Genomic DNA, 22,860 nt, shown 5'->3' on the forward strand with positions numbered 1-22,860 from the left:
GCCGTTTGACGTTCCGTCGCGTATATGATCGCTCCCGCGGTCGATCCGCGTATGCAACGGACAGCAATCGCGGTACTGGTCGTTCTCGTGTCCCTGCTGGCGATGACGCTCGTCGGCGTCGCGGTCGTCTCGCCGATCGGCGCACAGTCACCCGACGACGCTGCGGACCGAACCGTCTCGGTCGATGCGACCGGCGGGGCGGATGCGCCGCCGGATCGGGCGGTCGTCCGGGTCCGCGCCGTCGCCGAGGGCGACGACCCGGACGCGGTCCGTCGGGAACTCGCGACCGATGCCGACGCGCTTCGGACGAACCTCGACGGGATCGGCCTCACTGACGACGACTACGAGACGATGCACTACCGGGTCCGATCGCCCAGAGTCCCGCCCCGCGAGGAGGACGAGGTGCCGGCGTACCGTGGCGTCCACGGGTTCGAGGTGACCCTCGATGACCCCGACCGCGTCGGAGAGGTCATCGATGCGACTGCCGACGCCGACGTCGAAGTCGAAGGTATCGAGTTCACTCTCTCGGAGGTCGTCCGGACCGACCTCCGCGAGGAAGCGATCGCCAACGCGATGTCGGACGCCCGAATGCAGGCCGACGCCATCGCGAGGAACGGCGACCTCCACGTGACGAGCGTCGCAAGCGTCGACGCGACCCAGCGGAACTTCAGCCCGGTTCGTTACGAAGGGGCCGCAATGGCGACGCCGGAGCCGGAATCGGCTGACACGAACGTCGAGACCGGCGACGTCTCCGTGGAGTACGCGGTCGAAGTAACCTACAACGCGACGGGCGGTTGATCCCCGATACCGATACCCCGATCGGACGCTGAAGGGCCGCTACTCCTCGAAGGGCAACTCCGGTTCGTAGCCGACGGCGTCGACCGTCGCTTCGAGCACCGCTTCGACCCCCTCGCCCGTCTCGACGCTCATATAGTGGTCGGCGTCGGCGTCGGTCGAGCGATCGGCCTTGTTGCAGACGACGAGGACGGGGACCTCGAACGTCGACTCGACGTCGTCGAGCAGTTCGAGTTGGTCGTCGAGGGGATACCCGCACTCCCCGCTGGCGTCGAGCACGAAGAGGACGGCGTCCGCCAGGTGCGTCAGCGCCGAGACGGCCTGTGATTCGATCGCGTTTCGGTCCTCGGCGGGCCGGTCGAGCAATCCGGGTGTATCGACCAGTTGGTACCGGACGTGGTCGCGTTCGAGGTGACCGACGCTGAGTCGGGTAGTCGTATACGGGTAGGCCGCCGTCTCGTTCGTGGCGTTCGTCATCCGGTTGACGAAGGAGGACTTGCCGACGTTCGGGTAGCCGGCGACGACGATCGCGGGTTCGTCGGCACGGATGTCGGGGAGCGTCTTGAGCGCGTCTCGGGCCTCGCCGACCGCGATGAGGTCGTCTTCGACCTGCTCTGTGACGTCGGCAAGGCGGGCGAACGCCTGCTTGCGGAGTTTCCGGGCGGTGTCCTTGTCGGCGTTTCTGATCCGGCCGTGGTACTCCCGCTTCAGTTCGTCCGTCTGCCGGGAGGCCCACATCACCTCGGAGAGGTGCTGTCTGAGCCGGTCGACGCCTTCGACGTCGGTGTCGGCGAGCGTCGCGTCGGCGAGTTCGTAATAAAACGGGTCGACGACGTCGAAATCCGGCCACGACGTGACGACGTTGCCGAGGTTATCCGAGAGGATGTTCGCGGCCGTCTGCAGCATCGACTCCTGGGCTTCTTTGCCCTGTTTCGCCCGCCCCGCACGCGCCGCCCGAGAGAACGCCTTGTCGACCAACTCCTCCGACCGGGGCGTCGTCGGAAGGTCTTCGAAGTGCATACCCCCGTTTGTGCGCCGTCACGTATAAACGGCGTGTCTCCCGCCGAGACGGGCGTTCGGGCCCCGAAAGTCCGGGCGGTTACAGCATCTCGACGGCGTCGTCGACGGAGATGTCGCCGCGTTCGAGCGCGCCGAGGATCTCGCGGGTGTCCTCGTCCCCATCGTCCTCGTCGTCAGCGGCGATCTCGTCCAACGTCACCTTTTTCGAGTCGCCGGTGAACTCCGCGAAATCGGTCCCGTCGGCGAGGGCGGTCTCCTTTTTGACCCGGTAGTTTCCGCCGGGGGTCTCGTAGAGATCGCCGGGGTGGAAGAAGTACCAGTCCTCGCGGTCGAAGCGGACGCCGACGCGGGGGTTCGCGCCGAAGTTCCGCGCGAAGTAGACGAGCGCCTCGATCTCCTCGCCCGAGAGGTAGATCGGGTCGCCGGCGGAGGACTTCGCCTCGATCGCGTAGAACGTCCCGCCGTCGCCGGCGAGCACGTCCGGGAGTTCGCGCTCGGTCGCGCTGCCGGAGGCCGGTGCGCGCATCACCGCAAACCCGGCCTCGTCGAGTGCCGTGACGAGTTCGCGCTCGCGGCGGTCGCCCTTCGCGTTCGGGTTCGCCATTGGCGGCTCTGGGGATCGGAGCGATTTAAATAGGGCGGTCGGCGGCGACTGTAGCGGCTGTGCCGGTCGGCGCGTCGTTGTGGCGATCAGTTCGCGTCCGTCGGCGCGTAGTAGTACTCGCCGGCCTTTTTTTGCTCGCGGTCCTTTTGGGAGCCGGGCTTGTTGATCCGGGGGCGGCCGGTCCGTTCGTCGCGGCGGAACGTCACGTCGAGGTTCGAAAGGAAGGTATTCATTCCCTCACGCATCCCCATCGGCCGGCCGGCGTGGCCGTGCTCGGCGGGGGTCCCCTCGAAGACCTGCAGGCGATCCGAGAGCAGATCGATCATGTAGATATCGTGGTCGATGACCATCGCCGTCTTGTCGTGTGTCTCGGTGTAGCGGCGGATGGCCCGCGTCGCGAGCACGCGCTGTTCGACGTCGAGGTGCGCGGAGGGTTCGTCGAGGAGATACAGGTCGGCCTCCCTCGAGAGACACGCGGCGATCGCAACGCGTTGACGCTCGCCGCCGGAGAGGTCCGTCAGGTCCTGTTCCATGATCCGATCGAGCTGGAGCGGACCCGCGATCTCGGTGTTCCAGTAGGAACTGCCGAAGTCGTCGGTGATCGAACTGAGGAACGCGTCGACCCGCATCGGCTGGTCGATCTCGACGTACTGGGGCTTATACGAGATATCGAGGCGGGCGTCGAAGCTCCCCTCGTCGGGCTCGAGCCGCCCGGCGAGCAGTTTCGCGAACGTCGACTTGCCGATCCCGTTGGGGCCGACGATACCGAGCACCTCGTTGTGTTTGATCTCGCCGGCGTCGATTTCGAGGCTGAACTCCCCCTCGCCGTAGGACTTCCGCATGGCGGGATACTCGACGAGCGTCTCGGCGTAGCTTTCGACCCGAGGGGCGTGTTCTTGGAACTCGATCGCCCCCGGGCGGATGCGCATGTTCTCGTTTTCGAGGTAGCCGCTGAGATACTCGTTGATGCCGCCTTTCGTCGATTTCGGCGGCGTGACGACGCCGAAGACGCCCGGCTCACCGTAGGCGACGTGTAGGGCGTCGGCGAGCAGATCGAGTACGGCGAGGTCGTGTTCGACGACGAGCATCGAACGGTCGTCGGCCGACAGCTCCTGGATGAGCCGTGCCGCCGTGACGCGTTGGCCGATGTCGAGGTACGGCGTGATCTCATCGAGGAAATAAAAGTCGGCGTCCCGCACCAGCGTCGCCGCGAGGGCGACCCGCTGAAGTTCGCCGCCGGAGAGCGTATCGATCGGCTGGTCGACGACCGAGGCGATCCCGAGGCGCTCCGTGAGTTCGGCGGCGGCACCGCGTTCGTCCACGCTGGAGAGTAGCTCGCTCGTCTTTCCCTCGAAGGTGTCGGGTATCTTATCGACGTACTGCGGTTTGCGGGCGACCGTCACCTCGTTCTCCTGGAGGTCCTCGAGGTACTCCTGGAGGGCGGTCCCACGGTATTCCTCGAGGACGTCCTCCCAGTCCGGTTCGTCCCCGAAGCGGCCGAGGTTCGGCGTGATCTCGTCGGCGAGGACGTGGACGGCGGTCGTCTTCCCGATCCCGTTGGGGCCGAGAATCCCCGTCACGCGTCCCTCCTCGGGGGCCGGAAGGCCGTACAGCGCGAAACTGTTCTCGCCGTAGCGGTGGGTTGGCTCCTCGTCGAGTTCCTGCGGGAGGTTGATGATCTCGATCGCATCGAAAGGGCACTTCTCGACGCAGATGCCGCAGGTCTCGCCGAGACACAGCTCCTCCGAAATCGAGATCTGGTCGGCACCACCGGCGTAATGTTCGCCCTCGTCGTGGCGTTCCTCGCGGGTGACGATACACTCCTCGCCGGTCCGGTTCGGCGGACAGAAGTTCGCACACTCGTAGTTACACCGGTCGGGCTGACAGCGGTCCAGATCGACGACGGCGATGCTGTCGTCGGCCATCAGACGCTCGCCCCGGTCGTGAGCAAAATTGCCCAACAGACGAACCAGAGCGCGAACGTCATGAAGGCGACGTAGAGATAGTCCTTCACCCCGAAATCATCGGTGTCCAGTTCGATCCCGGCCGTCTCGATGAGCCGGTGGATCGGAAACTGCACGATGACGGCGCTCGCGAGGACGTAGACGGCGAGGGTGTCCCCGGCACCGTCGGCGACGGCCGCCGAGATGAGGGCGGCGGCGACACCGGCCAGACACGCGATCGCCGTGACGGTGACGCCACGGACGTGTGCGGTCCGGCGTTCGACCGTATCGGTTGCCATAGTTACCCTTGTGCCATCCGTCGTCAAAAGCGGTTCGTTCCCGGGGCGACGGTCTCGGCGGGAGGAAAAGCGTGAACCGGCGACGTCCGGCGGAACGCGCCGGCTGGATGACGTCCGGCGGAACGCGCCGGCTGGATGACGTCCGGCGGAACGCGCCGGCTGGATGACGTCCGTGGACACCTCGGTTTCGGTCTATAGTAGGGATCGGAAGACAAGACACACTCGACCGCACGGCGGCAGTGCGATCGATGTGTACATAGTTGCGATGTCCACTATAGGCGGGTCCTCACGCCCCGTTCGGCCGCGTACCTTCCATGTTTGGATCAACGTTTATACCTGTGGCTCCCCTCTTTTACGGTAGAGATGGCCGATTCTGATGGGGAAGCACTCACCGACCTTCCACCCAGCGCGAAACTCGTTTACAAGGTTCTCGAGTACAACGGCGCGATGACGCAAAAGAGCATCGTCGAGGAGTCGATGCTCTCGGCGCGGACCGTCCGGTACGCGCTCGAACGGCTCGAGGACATCGAAATCGTCTCGGAGGACGTCTATTTCGCTGACGCGAGACAGAACCTGTACGAACTGACTGACACCGGCGAGGCGGCCGTCGACGGCGCCGGCGAGGCGGCGGCCTCCGACGACTGAACGGTCCCCGTCGTCCGCTTTTCGCTCCGATCGCAACGCCCACGGCAGCGACGGGTGCGGCCCGTCCGGCGACGGCGTGTTCCGCGCGAGTACCCGAGCGACCGACAGCGCGATACCGGGGCGTCCGCCCGGTTCTCTTGGCCGGTGCCGTCGCTCGGCATCGGTGAACGGTGGCTCGGAAAAAACCCTCATCACAAGGGGCTCAGAGGGGGTAACTGTCGTCACCGCCACCACCGGCCGTTCTCGCTTCACCCCTAAGAACCCACGCTTCTGTAGCGGGGCCGTTCGGACGCCCCCAGGCCGGCCGATGCGACGGGAGCGCGTCGGCTAGGCGGTTTCGGCTAGTGCCGTGACGGAGCCGTCAGATCCGCCACCACGTCGGCGAGCGCCTCGGATCCGACGGAGGGCGACAGCGACCCCTAGCGTCGCGAAGACGGGATCGCCACCCGGTGGCGCGGATCGAAGCGGATCGTGATGCGACGGGGGCGTTGGCGATACCAGTTACCCGGGCGGCACAAAATATAATAGAGATCGACCCATCGGTGTTTCCATGTCGATACAACGAAGGCGGTTCGTCGCGGCTGTCGGCGCGGGCGCGCTCGCCGGCGCGGCCGGGTGTCTCGGGGGGACGCCCGTCTCCGTCGGCTCCAGCAGTTCGGCGGGGGCCGGCGACGCCGATGCCAGCGACGACGGACCCGGCGTCGCCGGCGAGACGCTGACGCTCACCACGACGACGAGCACCTACGACACGGGGCTGCTTGACGCGATCCACCCCGACTTCGAGGAGATGTACGGCGTCTCGGTCGACGCGGTCGCACAGGGGACCGGAGCGGCCCTCGAGACGGCCCGCAACGGGGACTGCGACGTCGTGATGGTCCACGCCCGCGGCCTCGAGGACGAGTTCATGCGCAACGGCTACGGGGTCAACCGCCGCGATTTGATGTTCAACGACTTCGTCATCGTCGGCCCGACGGACGATCCGGCGGGCATCGAGGGGATGGGGTCGGCGACCGAGGCGCTCACCGCGATCGCGGACGCGGAGGCGGCGTTCGTCTCGCGGGGGGACAACTCGGGGACGCACACCAAAGAACGCAACCTGTGGGAGGCCGCCGGCACCGATCCGGGCGGCGACTGGTACCAGGAGATCGGCGGCGGGATGGGCGAGGCGCTGAACAACGCTAATCAACAGGGCGCGTACACGCTCTCGGACCGGGGCACCTTCATTTCCCAGCGCTCGGAGATCGGTCTCACCGTTCTGGTGCAGGGCCCGATCGAGGACGGGCCGGAGGTCCTCGCGAACCCCTACGGCGTCATGGCCGTCAACCCGGGCGTCCACGACGACGCCAACTACGACCTCGCGATGGCCTACATCGGCTGGGTCACCAGTCCGGGAGTCCAGGAGATGATTTCGGAGTACGAATCCGACGGCGAACAGCTGTTCTTCCCCGAGGCGGTCTCCGAGAACCCCGACTTCCAGCAGTACGTCCCCGACGGCTGGAACGGCGGCGAATAGAACGTGGCGCTCGACCCAGCCGTAGATCTGCTGCCGGCGCTGCTCGACTCGCCGTTCAGAGAGGGGTACGTCTCGAGTATCGTCTACGTCTCGCTGTACGTGAGCGTCATCGCGGTGTCGCTGAGCACGCTTGTCAGCGTTCCGGTCGCCATCGTGATGGGGTTCGTCGACTTCCGCGGCAAGCAGTTCGTGAAGTCGGTCATCAACACCGGGATGGGGTTTCCGAGCGTGGTCGTCGGCCTGCTCGTCCTGTTCGCCGTCTCGAACCAGGGACCGCTCGGCTCCCTGGAGTTGATCTTCACGAAGGAGGCGATGATCATGTCGCAGTTCGTGCTCGCGACGCCGCCGATCACGGCGATCAGCCTCGCGGCCGTCACCGGCGTGGAGGGAAACGTCCGCGACGCGGCCCGGGTCCTCGGGGGGACCCGCCTCGACGTGGCGCTGGTCGTCATCAAGGAGGCGCGCTACGGGATCGCAACGGCGGTGCTCGCGGGGTTCGGGCGCGCGATCAGCGAGGTCGGCTCCGTGCTCATCGTCGGCGGGAACATCACGAGTTCCGACGGGATCTCGAAGACGCGGACCCTGACGACCGCGGTCCAACTCGAGGCCCGTCAGGGGCGGTACGAGACCGCGATGGTGCTCGGGGCGGTGCTGGTCGCGATCGTACTGCTCGTCAACGCCGTCGTCGTCCGACTCGGAGACACCGGGGGGATGGGCCGATGATACGCCTCTCGAACGTCTCGCACACCTACGGGGACGGACCCGTACTCGAGGACCTCTCGATGTCCGTCGACCCCGGGGAGGTGCTCGCGATCATCGGCCCCTCGGGCGTCGGGAAGACGACGCTGCTGCGGGTGCTCGCGCTGTTCGTCCGGCCGAGTTCGGGGACGACCGAGTTGGACGGGCGGGCGGTGTGGTCGGTGGGCGAGAGCGAGCGGCTGGCGCTCCGTCGGCGCATCGGCATGGTGTTCCAGGAGGCGAGCCTCTTCGACGCCTCGGTCGTCCGGAACGTCGAGTACGGCCTGCGGGTCCGCGAGTCGTGGCGCGAGCGGCTTCGGAGCCAGTTTCGGTCGGTGCTCGGATCGAACGGGACGTCCGAGGCAGTCGAGGAGGCCCTCGAGGTCGTGGACCTCGACGACAGCCTCGAACAGGACGCCGACTCGCTCTCGGGGGGCGAGGCGCAGCGGGTCTCGTTCGCGCGGGCGCTGGCGTACGACCCCAAGTACCTCATGCTCGACGAGCCGACGTCGGATCTCGACCCCCGGAACACGGGGTTGATCGAGGACGCTATCGGGACGGCCCGCGAGCGCGGCATCGGTGTCGTGGTCGCGACCCACGACATGCATCAGGCCGAGCGGATCGCGGACCGGGTGGGGGTACTCCTCGGGGACGGGTTCAGTGAGATCGGTCCCACGGAGCGGGTGTTCGAGGACCCGACGGACGACCGGACGCGGAAGTTCATCTCCGGCGAACTGGTGTATTGATCCGGGGATCGGGGTCGGTGTCGCCGCGTCGTCGGGGCGTCGGGCCGATCGGCCCCGGTGGCCGCCGGAACGAACACAACGGTTTTTGTGCCCCGTCGGCCGAGGTACGGCATGAACGTCGGTGTCGAAGCGCGCTTGCGGGCCGGCGACGTGACGTTCGGGGCGGCCGACGCCGAGTTGCTCCGCTCGATCGGGGCACACGGGTCGGTCCAGGGTGCGGCCGAGGCGCTCGGGCGCTCCCGGGCGCGAGCCTTGAACCGCGTCGCGGCGTTGGAGGAGGGGTTCGGGCCGCTGGTCGAGCGCCAGCGCGGCGGCGCGGACGGCGGGGGGAGCCGACTCACCGCCGACGCCGAGACGCTTCTCGCCCGGTTCGACCGCCTGCGGGCGACGCTCTCGGAGACGGCGGCGGTCCCCGAATCGGTCCTGTCCGGGGAGATACGCGACCGCGAGGGCGAGTTCGGGTCGGTCGAGACGGACGCCGGGGTGGTTCGAGCGCTGCTCGTTGACCGGGTGCTCGCGAACGGAGACGGGGGGAGCGAGGGGGGAGCGTCCGGGGGCGGGCCGGCGGAACTCGACGTCGGCACGGAGGTACAGGTGAGCGTCCAGGCCGACGCGGTCACGCTGTATCGTCCCGCCGACGCACCCGACGGCGGGGCGACGAGCGCCCGGAACCGCCTCCCCGGAAGCGTCGCCGACGTTGAGTCGGGCGAATCGATCGTCCGCGTCGGGGTCGACGTGGGCACCGACGCGTCGCTTCTGGTGTTGATAACGCGGGAGAGCCGCCGCCGCCTCGGCATCGAACCGGGGGCGGACGTCGTCGCGTCGTTCAAGACCACGGCGACGCGGGCGACGGCGATCGACTACTGATACTGGTGGACGAAATCAAATGAAACCGACTCACGAGTGATCCGCCGTTCGCTCCGTCGAACGGCGTGATCCTCGTGCGTCGTGTGTACATTCTTTTGTTCGTCAGTATGAGCCGACCGGAGGGATATATATCGGTATTAGCAAGCCACAGGTGGCACCGTATCGACGGACGACCATCGATGGCGACCGAGAAACGAGTCACGTTGCCGTCCGAGTACGACACGCTCCACGTCGGAACCGCGCTGTACGAGGCCGAGACCGGAACGATCCGGGATGCGAACACCTGGCTGGGGACGATACTGAAATATCCCCTCGAGGAACTCCGCGACCTCTCGGTCGAGGAGTACACCGCAAACACCTATTCGTACGCCGCCCCCGAGTTCAAATCTCGGCTCCAGGCCAGCGCTGCGGGCGATCCACAGCAGTTCGTCTGGCGGGCAAAGCGTTCCGATGGGGAGCTCATCTGGATACGGATCCACCTCTCACGACAGCCGTTCTGTGGCCCGGAGTACGTCTACGCGGAGATACAGGACATAACCGAGTATTACGACACACACCATAGAGCGGAGCTGTTCTGGCGCGTTCTCAGACACAATCTGCGAAACGAGGCGACCATCATCGCCGGCAATGCGGACGCCGTCGGCTCCAATCCCGACGCCGCAAGCACCCGGAAGGCCGGCGAAACCATCCGGCGGAGCGCGGAGAAACTCGGTGGGATGGCCGAATCGGTCAAAGAGATCCGACAGGCGGTCTCGGGGACCGTCGACCGGCGCGTCAGGAAACACGCAACGACGGCGGTGCGGGCCGTGGCCGACGATATCGAAGAAAAGCACCCGAGTGCGGAGATCACCGTCACCGAGCGGGCGGCGATGTGGATCAACGTCGACGACGCGTTCACCAACGCCCTCACTCACGCGTTGGACAACGCCGTCGTTCACGCTGACGTTTCGGCCCCGACCGTCGACGTCAGCGTCGGTCCCTCGCCGAATACCGGACGCGTCGAGATCCGTATCGTCGACGAAAATCCCGCGATATCCGACGCCGAGCTCGACGCACTGTCCGATCCGAGCATGGCCACGAGCACGTCACACGGCTCGGGGATCGGCCTGTTCGTGATGAAATGGTGCGTGGAATCGCTCGGGGGCGAGGTGGCGTTCGAAAGATCCGGCCCCCGTGGAAACGTCGTCCGTTTTTATTTGCCGCCGGACGTGCCGCCCGACGAAAAGACGACACAGCCGTGAGACGACCTGAGGGTTCACCGTTTCGCCCCCCGAAGACGCCCGGACGACGGACGGCACGCGTGTCACTCCCCGCCTACGTTTCGTCTATTTTCCCGTCGTAAAGCCGTTTCAGCGCCGTTTCGGCCCCGGAGCGCGTCTTCAGATATCGGCGATCGCCGTCGGGAGTACGGATCACGAACTCGTAGGTATCGCTCTCCGGTCGATACCAGCGCTCGTCGTACTGCTGGAATACGTCTTCAGCACGCTGCCCGTCGTCGTGGGTCGGTACCGCATCCGACGACGACGCGTGCCCGTCCGGCTCCGGTGTGGGTTGCTCTCGGTCCGCCCCCACGTCCGGGGACGCGTCGACGACGATGCCGCTGTCGACGGAGACGTCGGCGGCGACCCCCACGTCGTAGCCCTCGCGGTCGACGGCGCTTCGTGTTTCATCCATCAGGACCGCCTGGGTGTCGATGACGGGGTCGTCGTCGGGCTGTCGTTGATCGTAGCTCCCGTCGGCGTTCATCGTCCAGCGCCGCCTGTTGTCCGCGAGAATCAACTCGAGGTTGAACTTCAACTGCCGACGGAGATCGTGGTCCTCGACGGGGGTGACCGCCTCGACACGACTGTCGAGGTTGCGGGTCATCCAGTCTGCGCTCCCGACGTAGTATTCCGGACGTCCACCGTCGGCGTCCGCCGCCGCCGCGTCGGCGTCGGTATCGGTTGCCGCGGAATCGAGGGCCGCGTCCGCCGTCGAATCGGCGATCGGATCCGCCGCCCGAGCGCCGTTCTCGAAGTAGAATATCCGGGAGTGTTCGAGAAACCGGCCCACGACCGAGTGGACCGAGACGTTCTCGCTGATCCCGTCGAGTCCCGGCCGGAGCCGACAGATGTCACGGACGATGAGATCGATCTCGACTCCGGCCATCGACGCGCGATACAGCTCTTCGACGATCGCTGGATCCTCGAGGCCGTTGATTTTCGCGACGATGCGCGCCGGACGACCGGCCTGGGCGTGTAGCGCCTCCCGGCGGATGCATCGGGTGAACTCCTCGCGCATCGTCACCGGCGCGACGAGCAGTTTCCGGAACCGTTCGTCGAGCCCCGGCCCGGTAAAGGAGTTGAAAAGAGTCACGAGGTCCTGCCCGATATCCCGGTCGGCGGTCAACAGCCCGAGATCGACGTACCCCTTGGCCGTCTCGGAGTGGTAGTTTCCGGTGCCGACGTGCGAGTAGAGGTTGACGTCGTCGCCCTCCTCGCGGACGACGAGAGCGGTCTTGGTGTGCGTTTTCAGCCCGATGGTGCCGTAGGCGACGTGGATGCCGTTTTCCTCCAGGCGACGGACCCACTCGAGGTTGTTCTGCTCGTCGAAGCGCGCTTTCAGTTCGACCATCACCGCGACTTGTTTTCCGTTCTCGGCGGCCTCGATGAGCGACTGGATGACCTGCGAGTCGCTCGCGGTTCGGTAGATCGCCGCCTTCACCGCCAGCACGTCCGGGTCGTTGGCCGCCTCGGTGAGAAACCGCTGGACGGTCTCGCCGAAGTCGTGGTAGGGGTGATGGAGCAGGATATCGTCCTCGCTGACGTGCTCGAAGATACTTCGGGTCCCGTCCGCGTTCTCCTCTGCGTCGAGCGACAACCGGCGGTCGCCCCGGAGGCGCGGATGCGATTTCGGCGTCCACGCGTCGGGTTTCAACTCCGGACGGTCGAGGTCGGTCAGGGCGGCGAAGTCGCGGTAGTCGATCGGCCCTTCGAGGTCGTATACCTCGCGCTCGTCGAGATCCAACTGCTCTCGGAGCGTCTCCCGGACGCGTGGGTCGGCGTCGGACTCGATCTCCATCCGGACGGCACTGGCGAAGCGTCGCTGTTCGAGGACGTCCTCGATCATCTCGATGAGGTCCTCTGCGACCTCCTCGTTTCGTCGTACCTCGGCGTTGCGCGTCAGCCGAAACAGCGCCGTATCGAGTATCTCGACGTTCGGCAACAGGATATCGAGATTGTGCCTGATGAGCTCCTCGACGAGGACGTACCGTGCGTCGTCGTCGATCTCGATCAGCCGTGGCCGGTTCGGGGGGATCTTGATCCGGGTGAACGTCGGATCGTCGTCCCCCGGCTGGCGGGTGAGAACCGCGAGCGAGAGCGAACGGTTCGAAATAAACGGGAAGGGGTGGGCGGGATCGAACGATAGCGGCGTCAACGTCGGCTTGATCGACCGTTCGAAGTACCCGCGCAGCGACGATCGAGTCCCCGCGTCCAGACGGTCGTAGCCGACGATCTCGATGCCGTGTCGAGCCAGGGCCGGACGGAGTTCCGACTCATAACAGTCTGCTTGCTTCCGGAGCATCGGCCCGAGTTGCTCGTGGGTCTCTTCGAACTGTTCGAGCGGGGTTCTGCCGTCGACCGTCTCCTCCGTGACGCCGGCCTCTATCTGTTGTTTGAGGCCGCCGATGCGCTTCATCACGAACTCGTCCAGGTTCCGCGTGACGATGGAGAGAAACCGGACCCGTTCGAGCAGCGGGGTCCTGTCGTCTATGACCTCGCGGAGAACGCGTCGCTGGAAGGCGAGTTCGCTCAGTTCGCGGTTCAGATACAACTCCGGGTCGGTTAGATCGACGTCCGCCGGTTCGTAGGGTGGGATCTCGATCGATTCGTCGGTCATCGTTGTCCGTCGTCGGTCATCGTTGTCTGTCGATCATCATGCCTGTCAATCATCATACCTGTCGTCGGTCATCGTTAGGTGTCGTCGGTCGTCGTTGTCTGTCGATCATCATGCCTGTCGTCGGTCATCGTTAGGTGTCGTCGGTCGTCGTTGCCCGTCCTCGGTCAACAAAATGGACCGCCAGCGGCCGGAGAGCCGCTCCAACGGGTCGCCGGTACCCACGTCACCCCTCGGGTGCGGTGAGCCGTGGTTCGACGATGCTGTCCGAGGAGCGCGGGAGATACGTCTCCGGCGGGTCCACGGTAATCGACTCCGCGGTCCGATACTCGTAGGCGGTCAGTTGGCCCCCGTAGACGCATCCGGTATCGAGACCGACGGCGTACTCGCTCTCGAACGGTTCGGCGAGGACCGTGTGCCCGAAAAACACCCGGGGGCCCTCTCGGCGCGTCTCGAACCAGAACGGGCGTTCGTAGCCCCCTTCGGGAGCGAGCGATCGGGTGTTCAAAAGCTCCGAGAGCGTGTGTTCGTCGACCGGTTTCCGGTGGTCGATCCCCCCGTGGACGACCGCGACGTCGTCCCAGGAGATGACGGCCGGCAGAGATTCGAGGTAGGCGAGGTCCTCGTCGGTGAGGGCATCGATCGATTTGCGCCCGTCGATGAGCTTTTGCTCGTTGTTCCCCCGGACGGTACGGACGTTCGGGCGCGACCTGACGAGATCGATGACGCCCTTGCTGTCCGGGCCTTTCCGCACGAGGTCGCCGACGAGAACGACGAGGTCGTCCGACGTCGGATCCAGCCGCTCGAGCAGCCGCTCTAGCGTCTGTCGGCATCCGTGGACGTCGCCGACGACGTAGATATCGTTCCACCCGGTACTATCGATCCGTCGATGAGGCGCGTCGATCTCCGTGTTGAGCGTGAGTTCGGGTGGCATCGTATGCGTGTATGGTTCGTTGTCGTCGGGGACTGATTTCGGTGACCTGTTGTCGTCGGGGACTGATTTCGGTGACCTCGGGGACCGAGACGGATCGTTGTCGTCCGTATGAATCGACACGAATCGGATATTTAACCGGTTATATGAGAAATATATAGCGGTACGTACACACGTCCGTGCGAGTACTATCCCCACGGGAAACGGACGCCACGAGACGGCTACAGTCGGTAGTCTCGATCAGACGTACAACAGCGGTACCATCGCCACGACGCCCGCAAGGAGGCCGACGAGCAGTTCACGACGGCCGCCGCCCGGCAGGTCGGCACCGGTTTCGAGCGCCTCCGGAATGAACTCCGTGGCGACCAGATACACCATCGCGCCCGCGGCGAAGCCGAACCCGAACGGCAGGAACTCCCGGGCCCAGGTGACGAACACGAACGAGATGACCGCTCCGATCGGTTGCGGGAGGCTCGAAAAGACGGCTGCCCCAACCATTCGCCACTTCGAAAGTCCCATCGCCCGCATCGGGATGGCGATTGCGGTCCCTTCGGGGATGTTGTGAATCGAGATAGCGACGGTCATGAACACGGCGAGCAGCGGGACGGAGAGACCGAGTATCGGGACGCCGCCGTCGAGGCCGAGTTCGGCGAACGATACCCCGACCGCGACACCTTCGGGAAAGCTATGAACCGTGAGAATCCCGAGGATCAACACGAGCTTTTTTAAATCGGCCTCGGCGAACGCCGCCGCTTCCAGCGGCGTCTCCTCGATCTCGTCGTCGTGGCCGCCGTCGTCGTCCCTGGCGTTGTCGTGGCTGCCGTTATCGTGGCCGCCGTGAGCACGGTGGTTGCCCCCGACATCCACCGCGTCGATGATCCGGTCCGAGGCCTCGACCAATACGATACCCACGAGGATCCCGCCGAGCATGAGCGTCGGGATGTCGCCCGACGAGTAGGCCAGCCCCTCGTTGACGAGCCCGAAAAGCGACGCCGAGACCATGATTCCCGAAGCGATCCCCCACAGCGCCACGTTCCAGCTGTCGCTGAAGTCCTCGACGAAAAAGAACGGGATCGCTCCGAGTCCGGTCGCTAGCGCGGTTATGAGTCCGGCGACGAAGACAAAGACGATGTTTTCCACGGGGGTAGTGGGGGTTGACGTTTGGTAATGAAAAGGCCTTCTACAGCACGGACCTCCGCTGGCTCCGATACGAACACGAGGACGGTCGCGTTCGACGGCCGGCCGCATCCGAGAAGGTTCGGCGGCCCGTTTCCCTGTCGTGAACGCGCCCCGGTGGCTGCCCGTCGTGAACGCGCCCCGGTGGCTGTCTCGGCCGATATCCGCCAGTCATCCCGTCAGATTGAGTTCGATGACGTTGCCCGCCTGCTCGAGGACGGTCCGGATCGACTCCTCCGTCTCGCCCGTCGACACCCTGCTTACAGGACCGGTAATGCTGATCGCGGCCGGGCGCTCGCTCGGGGTCGACAGCGGGCGAGCGATGCAGGCCATCCCCTCGACGCACTCCTCGCGGTCGTAGGCGATCCCCGTGGCGTCGATTTCGTCGAGCTCCTCGAACAACGCCCGGGGTTCGGTGATCGTGTGCTCGGTCACGGCCGGGAGTCCACGGGCATCGATGATCTCCTCGACCCGCTCTTCGGGGAGCGTCGCGAGGATCGCTTTCCCGAGGCCCGTCGCGTGGAGGTAGGCCCGTCGGCCGGTCTGGGTGTCGATCTCGACCGCGTTCTCCCCTCTGGAGGTGTGGACGTAGACGCCCCAGTCATCCTCCTCGAACATGAGGTTTGCGAGCTCGCCCGTCTCGTCCGCCATCTTCCGGAGTTGCGGGCGGGCGGTGTCGTAGACACCGTCGTACCGCTGTGCGTAGCCGCCGAACTCGAGTGCTCGAAGCCCGATACGGTATCTGTCGCCGTGTTTGACGGCCAGTCCGCTGGATTCGAGCGTATTGAGGTGTTTGTATACCGTACTCTTCGCGACCGAGAGATGCGTCGCGAGCTCCGTGATCCCCGCCTCCCCGTCGAGGTCGATGAGCCCCTCGAGCATCCGGATCGAGGTCTCGGTTGCGCGGACGCGGTCGTCGTCCATACGGCCCCTTCGATAGCTCCGTTTATAAGCGTTGTTCGACGTTCGAACCGTCGGTTCGGCCCGGCGTGAGCGCGGATCGGACGGGACGGCCCGCCGGCGCGTTCACGCCTGCGAAACGGGTCGTTCGGGTGTTTGTGCTGGCGGTCATATCATACCACGGAAATTATCCACGCGAGCGGCGTATATCCCCTATATTCTCGTTTACAGCGTTCGGAGTCGGAATCCGACCCGTTCGCCATCGAGAAACATATAGTATCCGACACGTTAATACGGGTCCGGCCCATACCTGTATTCGATGGCACAGAAACAGCCCGAATCCCCCGAACTGCTGCGACTGAAGGACAGCCCCCGACGCACCGATCTACAGAAGGCGAACCGCCCGGTCGACCGGCTGTTCGAGCTGTTTCGGTAACCGCCGGTGACCGGATACGGACGGTCGTAACGAACCACCGGTGAACGCCAGCCCGGCTCGTTTTTCACCGGTGTCTATAGTAGAGATTGGAAGACAGTACACACCCGACTGCACGCCGGCAGTGCGATCGATGTGTACGTATACTGGTGGACGAAATCAAATGAAACCGACTCACGAGTGATCCGCCGTTCGCTCCGTCGAGCGGCGTGATCCTCGTGCGTCGTGTGTACATTCTTTTGTCCGTCAGTATAGTTGCGATGTGTACTATAGGTATACCCGACAGTATCACTATAGCGACGGCAGTCCGTATGAGTCGCCGATTTCCCTCCCGGTATCCGACATCGTAAGCGAAGCTTTTTACGCCGAACGGCCGACCGACGAGGTATGAGCGCGATCCGGTCTGTAGTACGCGGGCCCTGACCGCGCGCCTTCTTCACCGCGCGCACGTGTGTCCCACCTACCGGCCGGTCTCCGCGAAACCAATCATGAGTGAGGTTCCAGACAGCTACGACCCGGAGGAGGCGGAACGGAAATGGCGCGACGAGTGGCTCGACTCCGACGTCTACAGCTACGACGACGCCGACGAACGCCCCGATTACATCATCGATACCCCGCCGCCGTACCCGACCGGTAATCTCCACATCGGGAACGCGCTGGGGTGGTGTTATATGGATTACGCGGCCCGGTACCACCGTCTGCGGGGCGACGACGTCCTCTTCCCGCAGGGGTGGGACTGCCACGGCCTCCCGACCGAGGTAAAAGTCGAGGAGAACCGCGGCATCCACCGGACCGACGTCTCCCGCGAGCAGTTCCGCGAGTGGTGCGTCGAACACACCGACTCACAGATCGGCGCGATGAAGGAGACGATGTTGATGCTCGGGTTCTCACAGGACTGGGACCACGAGTTTCGGACGATGGACGACGACTACTGGGGCGAGACCCAGCGGTCGTTCGTCGAGATGGCTGATTCGGGGTACGTCTACCAGGACGAACACCCTGTCAACTGGTGTCCGAGGTGTGAGACCGCGATCGCCGACGCCGAGGTCGAAAACGAAGACCGGGAAGGGACGCTGTACTACGTCACGTTCGAGGGCGTCGACGACGACAGCGAGGAGCAAAGCTCCTCTGGCTCCGCGGCGGAGCCGCAGGACATCGAGATCGCCACGACGCGGCCGGAACTGCTTTCGGCCTGTGTCTCGATGGCCGTCGATCCCGACGACGAGCGCTACGAGGACCGGATCGGCGATACTTTCGAGGTCCCGCTGTTCGGCCAGACGATCGAGTTGATCGCCGACGACGACGTCGACGACGACTTTGGGACCGGCGCGGTGATGATCTGTACGTTCGGGGACAAACAGGACGTCGACTGGTGGATCGAACACGACCTCCGTCTCCGAACGGTGTTCACGGAGGACGGCCGCCTCAACGAACTGGCCGGGGAGTTCGAGGGACTCTCGATCGACGAGGCGAAAGTCGAGATCGCGGAGACGCTCGACGAGGAGGGATATCTCACCGAGACCGAACCGACCGAACAGTCCGTCGGCCAGTGTTGGCGCTGCGATACGCCGATCGAGATCCTCTCGAAAGAGCAGTGGTTCGTCGAGGTCAACCGCGAGGAGATCCTCGAATCCGCCCGGGCGGTCGAGTGGTTCCCCGAACACATGTACACCCGCCTGGAGGAGTGGACAGAGGGAATGGAGTGGGACTGGGTGATCTCCAGACAGCGCGTCTTCGCGACGCCGATCCCCGCCTGGGAGTGTGCCGAGTGCGGCCACGTCGAGATCGCCGGGGCCGAAGAGGTTCCGATCGATCCCACGGCCGCGGAGCCGGCCGTCGGCGAGTGTCCGGAGTGCGGCGGCGACGACTGGATCGGCGAAACGGACGTGATGGACACGTGGATGGACTCCTCCATCTCGCCGATGTACGTCGCCGGCTGGCCCGAGGAGTCCTTCGAACCGGTGCAGTTGCGCGAACAGGGCCACGACATCATCCGCACGTGGGCGTTTTATACCATCCTCCGGACGACGGCTGTCACGGGCGAGATCCCCTGGGAGGAGGCGCTAATAAACGGAATGGTGTTCGGCGACGACGGCAACAAGATGTCGAAGTCCCGCGGGAACTTCGTCCAACCGGAGGAGGTCGTCGAGGAACACTCCGCGGACGCCTTCCGGCAGGCGATGGCGCTGGGCGGCCAGCCCGGAACCGACATCCAGTTCCAGTGGAAAGAGGTCACCTCCGCGGCGCGTTTCCAGACGAAGCTGTGGAACATCACGAAGTTCGCCGCCGAGCACGTCGACGGGTCGACGCCCGAAATCGAGAACCCCGCCTACCGGGACGCCGACGCCTGGATCCGCTCGAGGTGTCGCCGGGTCGCAGAGGCGGTCGCCGCGGACATGGACGAGTATCGCTTCGACAGCGCGCTCCGACGGGTCCGCGAGTTCGTCTGGCACGACCTCGCCGACGACTACCTAGAACTCATAAAGGGCCGACTCTACGAGGGTCGCCCCGGCGAGCGACGGGCCGCCGAATTCACCCTCTATACCGCCCTGAGCGCGTCGCTCCGGATGCTGTCGCCGTTCGCACCGTTCATCACCGAGGAAGCCTGGAGCCACCTCCCGGCGGAAGGCAGCGTCCACGGGGCCGCCTGGCCCGAAATCGGCGAGGTCGACCCGGACGCCGAGGCCCGAGGCGAGCTGATCGCCGGGATCGCCGCGACGATCCGCGGCTGGAAATCGGACGAGGGGAAGCCGCTGAACGCCGACCTCGACCGGATAGAGGTGTATCTCGGCGAGGAACGGCCGCTCGATACGTACGATCTGGCCGACACCGTCAACGGCCCCGTGTACGTCGAGGAGGGGGAGCCGAACGTCGAGTTGGTCCCCGTCGCCGTCGATATCGACCACAGCGAGCTCGGTCCCGTCTTCCGCGAGAAGGCCGGCGCGGTCGTCGATCGCCTGGAGTCGGCCGATCCGGTCGAGCTACAGGCGGAACTCGACACCGCCGGCCACGTCGAGTTCGAGATCGACGGCGAGTCCGTCGTCGTCGAACCCGAGATGTTCGACGTCGTCGAGGAACAGCGCGCCGAGGGCGGCGAGACGGTCACCGTCCTCGACGCGGACGAGGCGACGGTGTTGGTCTTCGAGTAGCCGGACGGGGCCCGACGTCCGTTACGAGTTGGGGATACTTTCGGTAAGGAAAGTACGCCGAGACTGTACAGTGGTAGATGCTGGCGCGCTATTCACACATTTCGTTCCGAACGAAACCAGATTTTAAATACCCAGGGGTAGTGCGGTACGGTATTGTGTCTGTTGGTACACCAACCCAGGGGCTGTCGGTTCCGTGGGGTATCCTGCGGAGCGTCCGGAAACTCCGGAATGCACAGAGCCGTGACGGCTGTGCGGTCGGCTGCGATCACGACCGAACCGACGACAGTCGGCTTCCGTGGTCGAGTGAGGGGGATTACGGGGGTTGGGGCGGACACTCGTACCACGGAACCGACGGCGATAGCGACCGCCGGCCGGTCGTCTTCGTCCACGGCAACCAACGCGATGCCTGTGATTGGAACCCCCACGTCTCGTTTTTTTCCCAGCGGGGCTACACCGGCGACGACCTCTGGGCGATCACCTTCCGGGAGGGAACGTCGACCCACGAGTCGATGGCCCGACAGCTCGACGATTTCATCGGACACGTACGGGCGCACACCGGAGCCGACGCCGTCGACGTCGTCGGCCACAGCCTCGGGGTCACCGGCCTCCGCTACTGGCTCGCGAGCCGCGGGCGTTTCGAGTGGGTCGGTACCTTCGTCGGCCTCGCCGGGGCGAACCACGGGACCGTCCTGAGCACGTGGTGTGCCGAAACCGGACTGAGCGGCGGGGCCTACGTCGGAAGCGAGTTCCTTCGGGCCGACTACGACGAGATCCCCGGCCACCCGCTCGCGAGCCTCAACGCCGACGAGACGCCGGGTGGCATCGACTACTATACCCTCCGCGGCACCGACGACACCCTGTTTTGGCGCTGTCCCGACAGCCCGGTCCTGGAGGGGGCGACGAACGTCCGCCTCGATACCGACCACGACGGCGTCCGGGGGGACCAGCGGGCGCTGGAGTACGTCTTCAAATGGGTCTCCGGGACCCACCCCTACAACGTCCAGCATCAGGTCGCTGCGCCGTAGTCCGAGGCGACGTACAGGTCCTGACAGCCGTCACGCTTACACGCGACGGCCACCTCCATGTCGGTATGGCAGACCGGATTATGAAGGTCAACGCGTACACGACGCTCGACCTCCTCGAAGGCGAAGCCGAGGGACACGGCTTCACCGAGGAGGCCTACGCCGTCGTGAACGTCACGAGTCCCCGACAGGATCCCGATCACGTCTCCCTACGGCTCGAACTCGACAACACCGAACTGGAGAGACTCGACCCCCACGCCGACAGGGTTCGGCTCTCGCCGGCGGAGGCCCGCGAACTCGCCGCCGACCTCGAAAAACACGCCGGGAAGGTCGAGGCCGCCGAGGATTGATACCGGTCGGTGTGGTGGAGGCCGCCGAGCATCCGACCGATGCTGCCGGACGTGACGAGATGGGACCGGGACCCGTCCAATGGGCGATCGGAGTATCGGGTCGGGCTACCTTATACTGACGGACAAAAGAATGTACACACGACGCACGAGGATCACGCCGTTCGACGGAGCGAACGGCGGATCACTCGTGAGTCGGTTTCATTTGATTTCGTCCACCAGTATTAGCTCCTCGTCGGTCAACGAGAGGTCGGCCGCCGCGACGTTCGCTTCTAGATGTTCGACGTTCGACGTTCCGGGGATCGGAAGCGTCACCGGCGAACGCTCCAGGAGCCACGCCAGCGCGACGGCCTGAGCCGTCGTGTCGTGCGCCTCGGCGATTTCGGCGAGTCCCGCCACCGAATCGAGGTCGCCGGCCGCGAGCGGATACCACGGGATGAAGCCGATCCCGTACCCCTCACAGGCGTCGAGGACGGCCGCCTCCTCGCGATAGGCGACGTTGTAGCGGTTTTGTACGGTCGCAATCTCGACGTGGTCGCGGGCGAGGTCGAGCTGGTCGACGTCGACGTTCGAAACCCCGACGTGCTCGATCACCCCGTCGTCTTTCAGCTCCGCGAGCGCCGTTACGCTGGCCTCGAAATCGACGTCCGGATCGGGCGTGTGGAGCTGATAGAGGTCGATCCGGTCGGTCCGGAGGCGATCGAGACTACACAGGGCGGCGTTTTTGAGGTAGTCGGGGTCGCCGCACGGGAGCCACTCGCCGTCGCGGTTCCGGAGCAGTCCGCCCTTCGTCGCGACGACCACGTCGTCGTATGGGGCGAGCGTGTCGCCGATGAGCCGCTCGCTGACGCCCGGACCGTAGGAGTCCGCCGTGTCGACCAGATCGATCAGCTCCGCCGCCCGCCGGAGCACCTCGCGTGCTGTCTCCGGGCTGTCGGGGTCGCCGATGATGTCCTCGCCGGTGATACGCATCGCGCCGAAACCGAGCCGGCCGACCGTCAACTCGCCGCCGATATCGAACGTGTCCATGTGACGGCTTCGGCGCGACGGCGGATAAAGCGGCGGTTCGGGGCGAGAGCTTCGGCCGTTCGGGCGGCCCCTCGTGCGGAACCGGTCTGCCAGACAGACCCGACGGGACGATCGGACAGACCCGGTCGGGGCCTCCCTCCGACGGGATCAAACCGAGAACAGCGTCCGGACGTCGTCCCACGACGTGACCACGTGTGCGCCATCACAGGCCCCGGGATCGCTGTAGGGCTGTCGCATGAGGAAGCCGGCTTTCCCCGCCGAGAGGGCGTCGGCGACGTTGCCGTGGTAGTCGTCTATGAGCGCATCGCCCGACAGCGCGCCTTTGTTCCGTGGCACCTCGTCGTGAAACGCATCGTAGCTGATCCCGTTGTCGTCGAGCCACGCCTTCGAGACGTCGTGGGTCTCGGGGATCCGGTGGGTGGCGATCTCGACTCGGTACTCCGACCGGAGCGCCGAGAGGGTCTCGGTAACGCCCGGCCGGGGGTCCATCCCGCCGAAGTACCACTCGGCGTGATCGCGCATCAACTCGCCGATAACGTCGCCGATGTGGCCCTCTGCTCCGGGCACTTCGTAGGACCACCGGTCGATGTCGTTGGGCGTGACGTCGTGGTCGTACTCGCGACGGAGATACGTACAGAGCCGCGGGAGCTGCTCGGCAACGACGCCGTCGAGGTCGACGAGCAGCGTCGAACCGGGATCGAGGGGGCGATCGGTCATCGCCCGTCCGTAGGGGCCGGAGCGGTTTAACTCATCGTGTGGGTGGCCGACAGCCGACCCGGGGACGACGTCCGGATCCCCCCGTCTCCGGGATCGGACTGGGGAGTGAG

20 protein-coding genes are annotated in these 22,860 nt (G+C 65.5%); 10 read left to right on the forward strand and 10 right to left on the reverse strand.

Features of this window, described 5'->3' with window-relative positions:
• Nucleotides 1-51: 51 nt before the first annotated feature.
• The gene (locus HZR14_RS00960) at nt 52-798 is read left to right on the forward strand and encodes an SIMPL domain-containing protein (RefSeq protein ID WP_181690991.1); all 747 of its coding nucleotides are present in this window, start codon (nt 52-54) and stop codon (nt 796-798) included.
• 39 nt (nt 799-837) lie between these two features.
• Here HZR14_RS00960 and HZR14_RS00965 read toward each other — a convergent pair whose 3' ends face one another.
• The 4 genes from HZR14_RS00965 to HZR14_RS00980 all read right to left on the reverse strand — a co-directional run bounded on the left by HZR14_RS00965 (nt 838) and on the right by HZR14_RS00980 (nt 4,661).
• The gene (locus HZR14_RS00965) at nt 838-1,815 is read right to left on the reverse strand and encodes an NOG1 family protein (protein ID WP_181690992.1); all 978 of its coding nucleotides are present in this window, start codon (nt 1,813-1,815) and stop codon (nt 838-840) included.
• Between the two features lie 79 nt (nt 1,816-1,894).
• Nucleotides 1,895-2,419 (reverse strand): Holliday junction resolvase Hjc, encoded by a 525-nt coding sequence (gene hjc / locus HZR14_RS00970; RefSeq protein ID WP_181690993.1) that lies wholly within the window; start codon nt 2,417-2,419, stop codon nt 1,895-1,897.
• Nucleotides 2,420-2,505: 86 nt separating this feature from the next.
• Complete coding sequence (locus tag HZR14_RS00975) at nt 2,506-4,344, reverse strand: ribosome biogenesis/translation initiation ATPase RLI (RefSeq protein ID WP_181690994.1); 1,839 nt, start codon at nt 4,342-4,344, stop codon at nt 2,506-2,508.
• Nucleotides 4,344-4,661, reverse strand: a complete 318-nt coding sequence (locus HZR14_RS00980; protein WP_181690995.1) for an EMC6-like membrane protein — start codon at nt 4,659-4,661, stop codon at nt 4,344-4,346. The genes HZR14_RS00975 and HZR14_RS00980 overlap by 1 nt, the downstream gene beginning before the upstream one ends.
• A 363-nt stretch (nt 4,662-5,024) precedes the next feature.
• Here HZR14_RS00980 and HZR14_RS00985 point away from each other — a divergent pair, with 363 nt between their 5' ends.
• From HZR14_RS00985 to HZR14_RS01010, 6 genes are all read left to right on the forward strand, one after another.
• Nucleotides 5,025-5,306: a helix-turn-helix transcriptional regulator gene (locus HZR14_RS00985; RefSeq protein WP_181690996.1), complete on the forward strand. Its 282-nt coding sequence runs from the start codon at nt 5,025-5,027 to the stop codon at nt 5,304-5,306.
• Nucleotides 5,307-5,856: 550 nt separating this feature from the next.
• A complete protein-coding gene (locus HZR14_RS00990) occupies nt 5,857-6,819 on the forward strand; it encodes an ABC transporter substrate-binding protein (RefSeq protein ID WP_181690997.1) in 963 nt (320 codons plus the stop codon).
• 3 nt (nt 6,820-6,822) lie between these two features.
• On the forward strand, nt 6,823-7,542 hold the full coding sequence (locus HZR14_RS00995; RefSeq protein ID WP_181690998.1) for an ABC transporter permease: 720 nt from the start codon (nt 6,823-6,825) through the stop codon (nt 7,540-7,542).
• Entirely contained in the window at nt 7,539-8,303 is a 765-nt protein-coding gene (locus HZR14_RS01000; RefSeq protein WP_181690999.1) for an amino acid ABC transporter ATP-binding protein, read from the forward strand. Before HZR14_RS00995 ends, HZR14_RS01000 begins: the two co-directional genes overlap by 4 nt.
• Before the next feature lie 111 nt (nt 8,304-8,414).
• Complete coding sequence (locus HZR14_RS01005) at nt 8,415-9,170, forward strand: TOBE domain-containing protein (RefSeq protein WP_181691000.1); 756 nt, start codon at nt 8,415-8,417, stop codon at nt 9,168-9,170.
• 179 nt (nt 9,171-9,349) lie between these two features.
• Complete coding sequence (locus tag HZR14_RS01010) at nt 9,350-10,411, forward strand: sensor histidine kinase (protein ID WP_181691001.1); 1,062 nt, start codon at nt 9,350-9,352, stop codon at nt 10,409-10,411.
• A 73-nt stretch (nt 10,412-10,484) separates the two neighbouring features.
• Here HZR14_RS01010 and ppk1 read toward each other — a convergent pair whose 3' ends face one another.
• From ppk1 to HZR14_RS01030, 4 genes are all read right to left on the reverse strand, one after another.
• A complete protein-coding gene (gene ppk1 / locus HZR14_RS01015) occupies nt 10,485-13,049 on the reverse strand; it encodes a polyphosphate kinase 1 (RefSeq protein ID WP_181691002.1) in 2,565 nt (854 codons plus the stop codon).
• Nucleotides 13,050-13,272: 223 nt separating this feature from the next.
• Nucleotides 13,273-13,980, reverse strand: a complete 708-nt coding sequence (locus HZR14_RS01020; protein ID WP_181691003.1) for a metallophosphoesterase family protein — start codon at nt 13,978-13,980, stop codon at nt 13,273-13,275.
• 237 nt (nt 13,981-14,217) lie between these two features.
• Nucleotides 14,218-15,117 (reverse strand): ZIP family metal transporter, encoded by a 900-nt coding sequence (locus tag HZR14_RS01025; protein ID WP_370464935.1) that lies wholly within the window; start codon nt 15,115-15,117, stop codon nt 14,218-14,220.
• A gap of 207 nt (nt 15,118-15,324) precedes the next feature.
• Complete coding sequence (locus tag HZR14_RS01030) at nt 15,325-16,077, reverse strand: IclR family transcriptional regulator (protein ID WP_181691005.1); 753 nt, start codon at nt 16,075-16,077, stop codon at nt 15,325-15,327.
• An 897-nt stretch (nt 16,078-16,974) separates the two neighbouring features.
• Here HZR14_RS01030 and HZR14_RS01035 point away from each other — a divergent pair.
• The 3 genes from HZR14_RS01035 (at nt 16,975) to HZR14_RS01045 (ending at nt 21,007) form a co-directional block, all read left to right on the forward strand.
• Complete coding sequence (locus HZR14_RS01035) at nt 16,975-19,635, forward strand: valine--tRNA ligase (RefSeq protein ID WP_181691006.1); 2,661 nt, start codon at nt 16,975-16,977, stop codon at nt 19,633-19,635.
• Between the two features lie 155 nt (nt 19,636-19,790).
• Complete coding sequence (locus HZR14_RS01040; protein ID WP_181691007.1) at nt 19,791-20,660, forward strand: esterase/lipase family protein; 870 nt, start codon at nt 19,791-19,793, stop codon at nt 20,658-20,660.
• A gap of 65 nt (nt 20,661-20,725) precedes the next feature.
• On the forward strand, nt 20,726-21,007 hold the full coding sequence (locus tag HZR14_RS01045; RefSeq protein ID WP_181691008.1) for a DUF6360 family protein: 282 nt from the start codon (nt 20,726-20,728) through the stop codon (nt 21,005-21,007).
• 198 nt (nt 21,008-21,205) lie between these two features.
• Here the strand turns inward: HZR14_RS01045 and HZR14_RS01050 are convergent, their stop codons facing one another.
• Entirely contained in the window at nt 21,206-22,033 is an 828-nt protein-coding gene (locus HZR14_RS01050; protein ID WP_181691009.1) for an aldo/keto reductase, read from the reverse strand.
• 147 nt (nt 22,034-22,180) lie between these two features.
• Nucleotides 22,181-22,750, reverse strand: a complete 570-nt coding sequence (locus HZR14_RS01055; RefSeq protein WP_181691010.1) for a 5' nucleotidase, NT5C type — start codon at nt 22,748-22,750, stop codon at nt 22,181-22,183.
• Between the last annotated feature and the right edge of the window lie 110 nt (nt 22,751-22,860).

It is taken from the genome of Natronomonas salinimetallica, from assembly GCF_013839515.1.
Taxonomy (GTDB): domain Archaea; phylum Halobacteriota; class Halobacteria; order Halobacteriales; family Haloarculaceae; genus Natronomonas.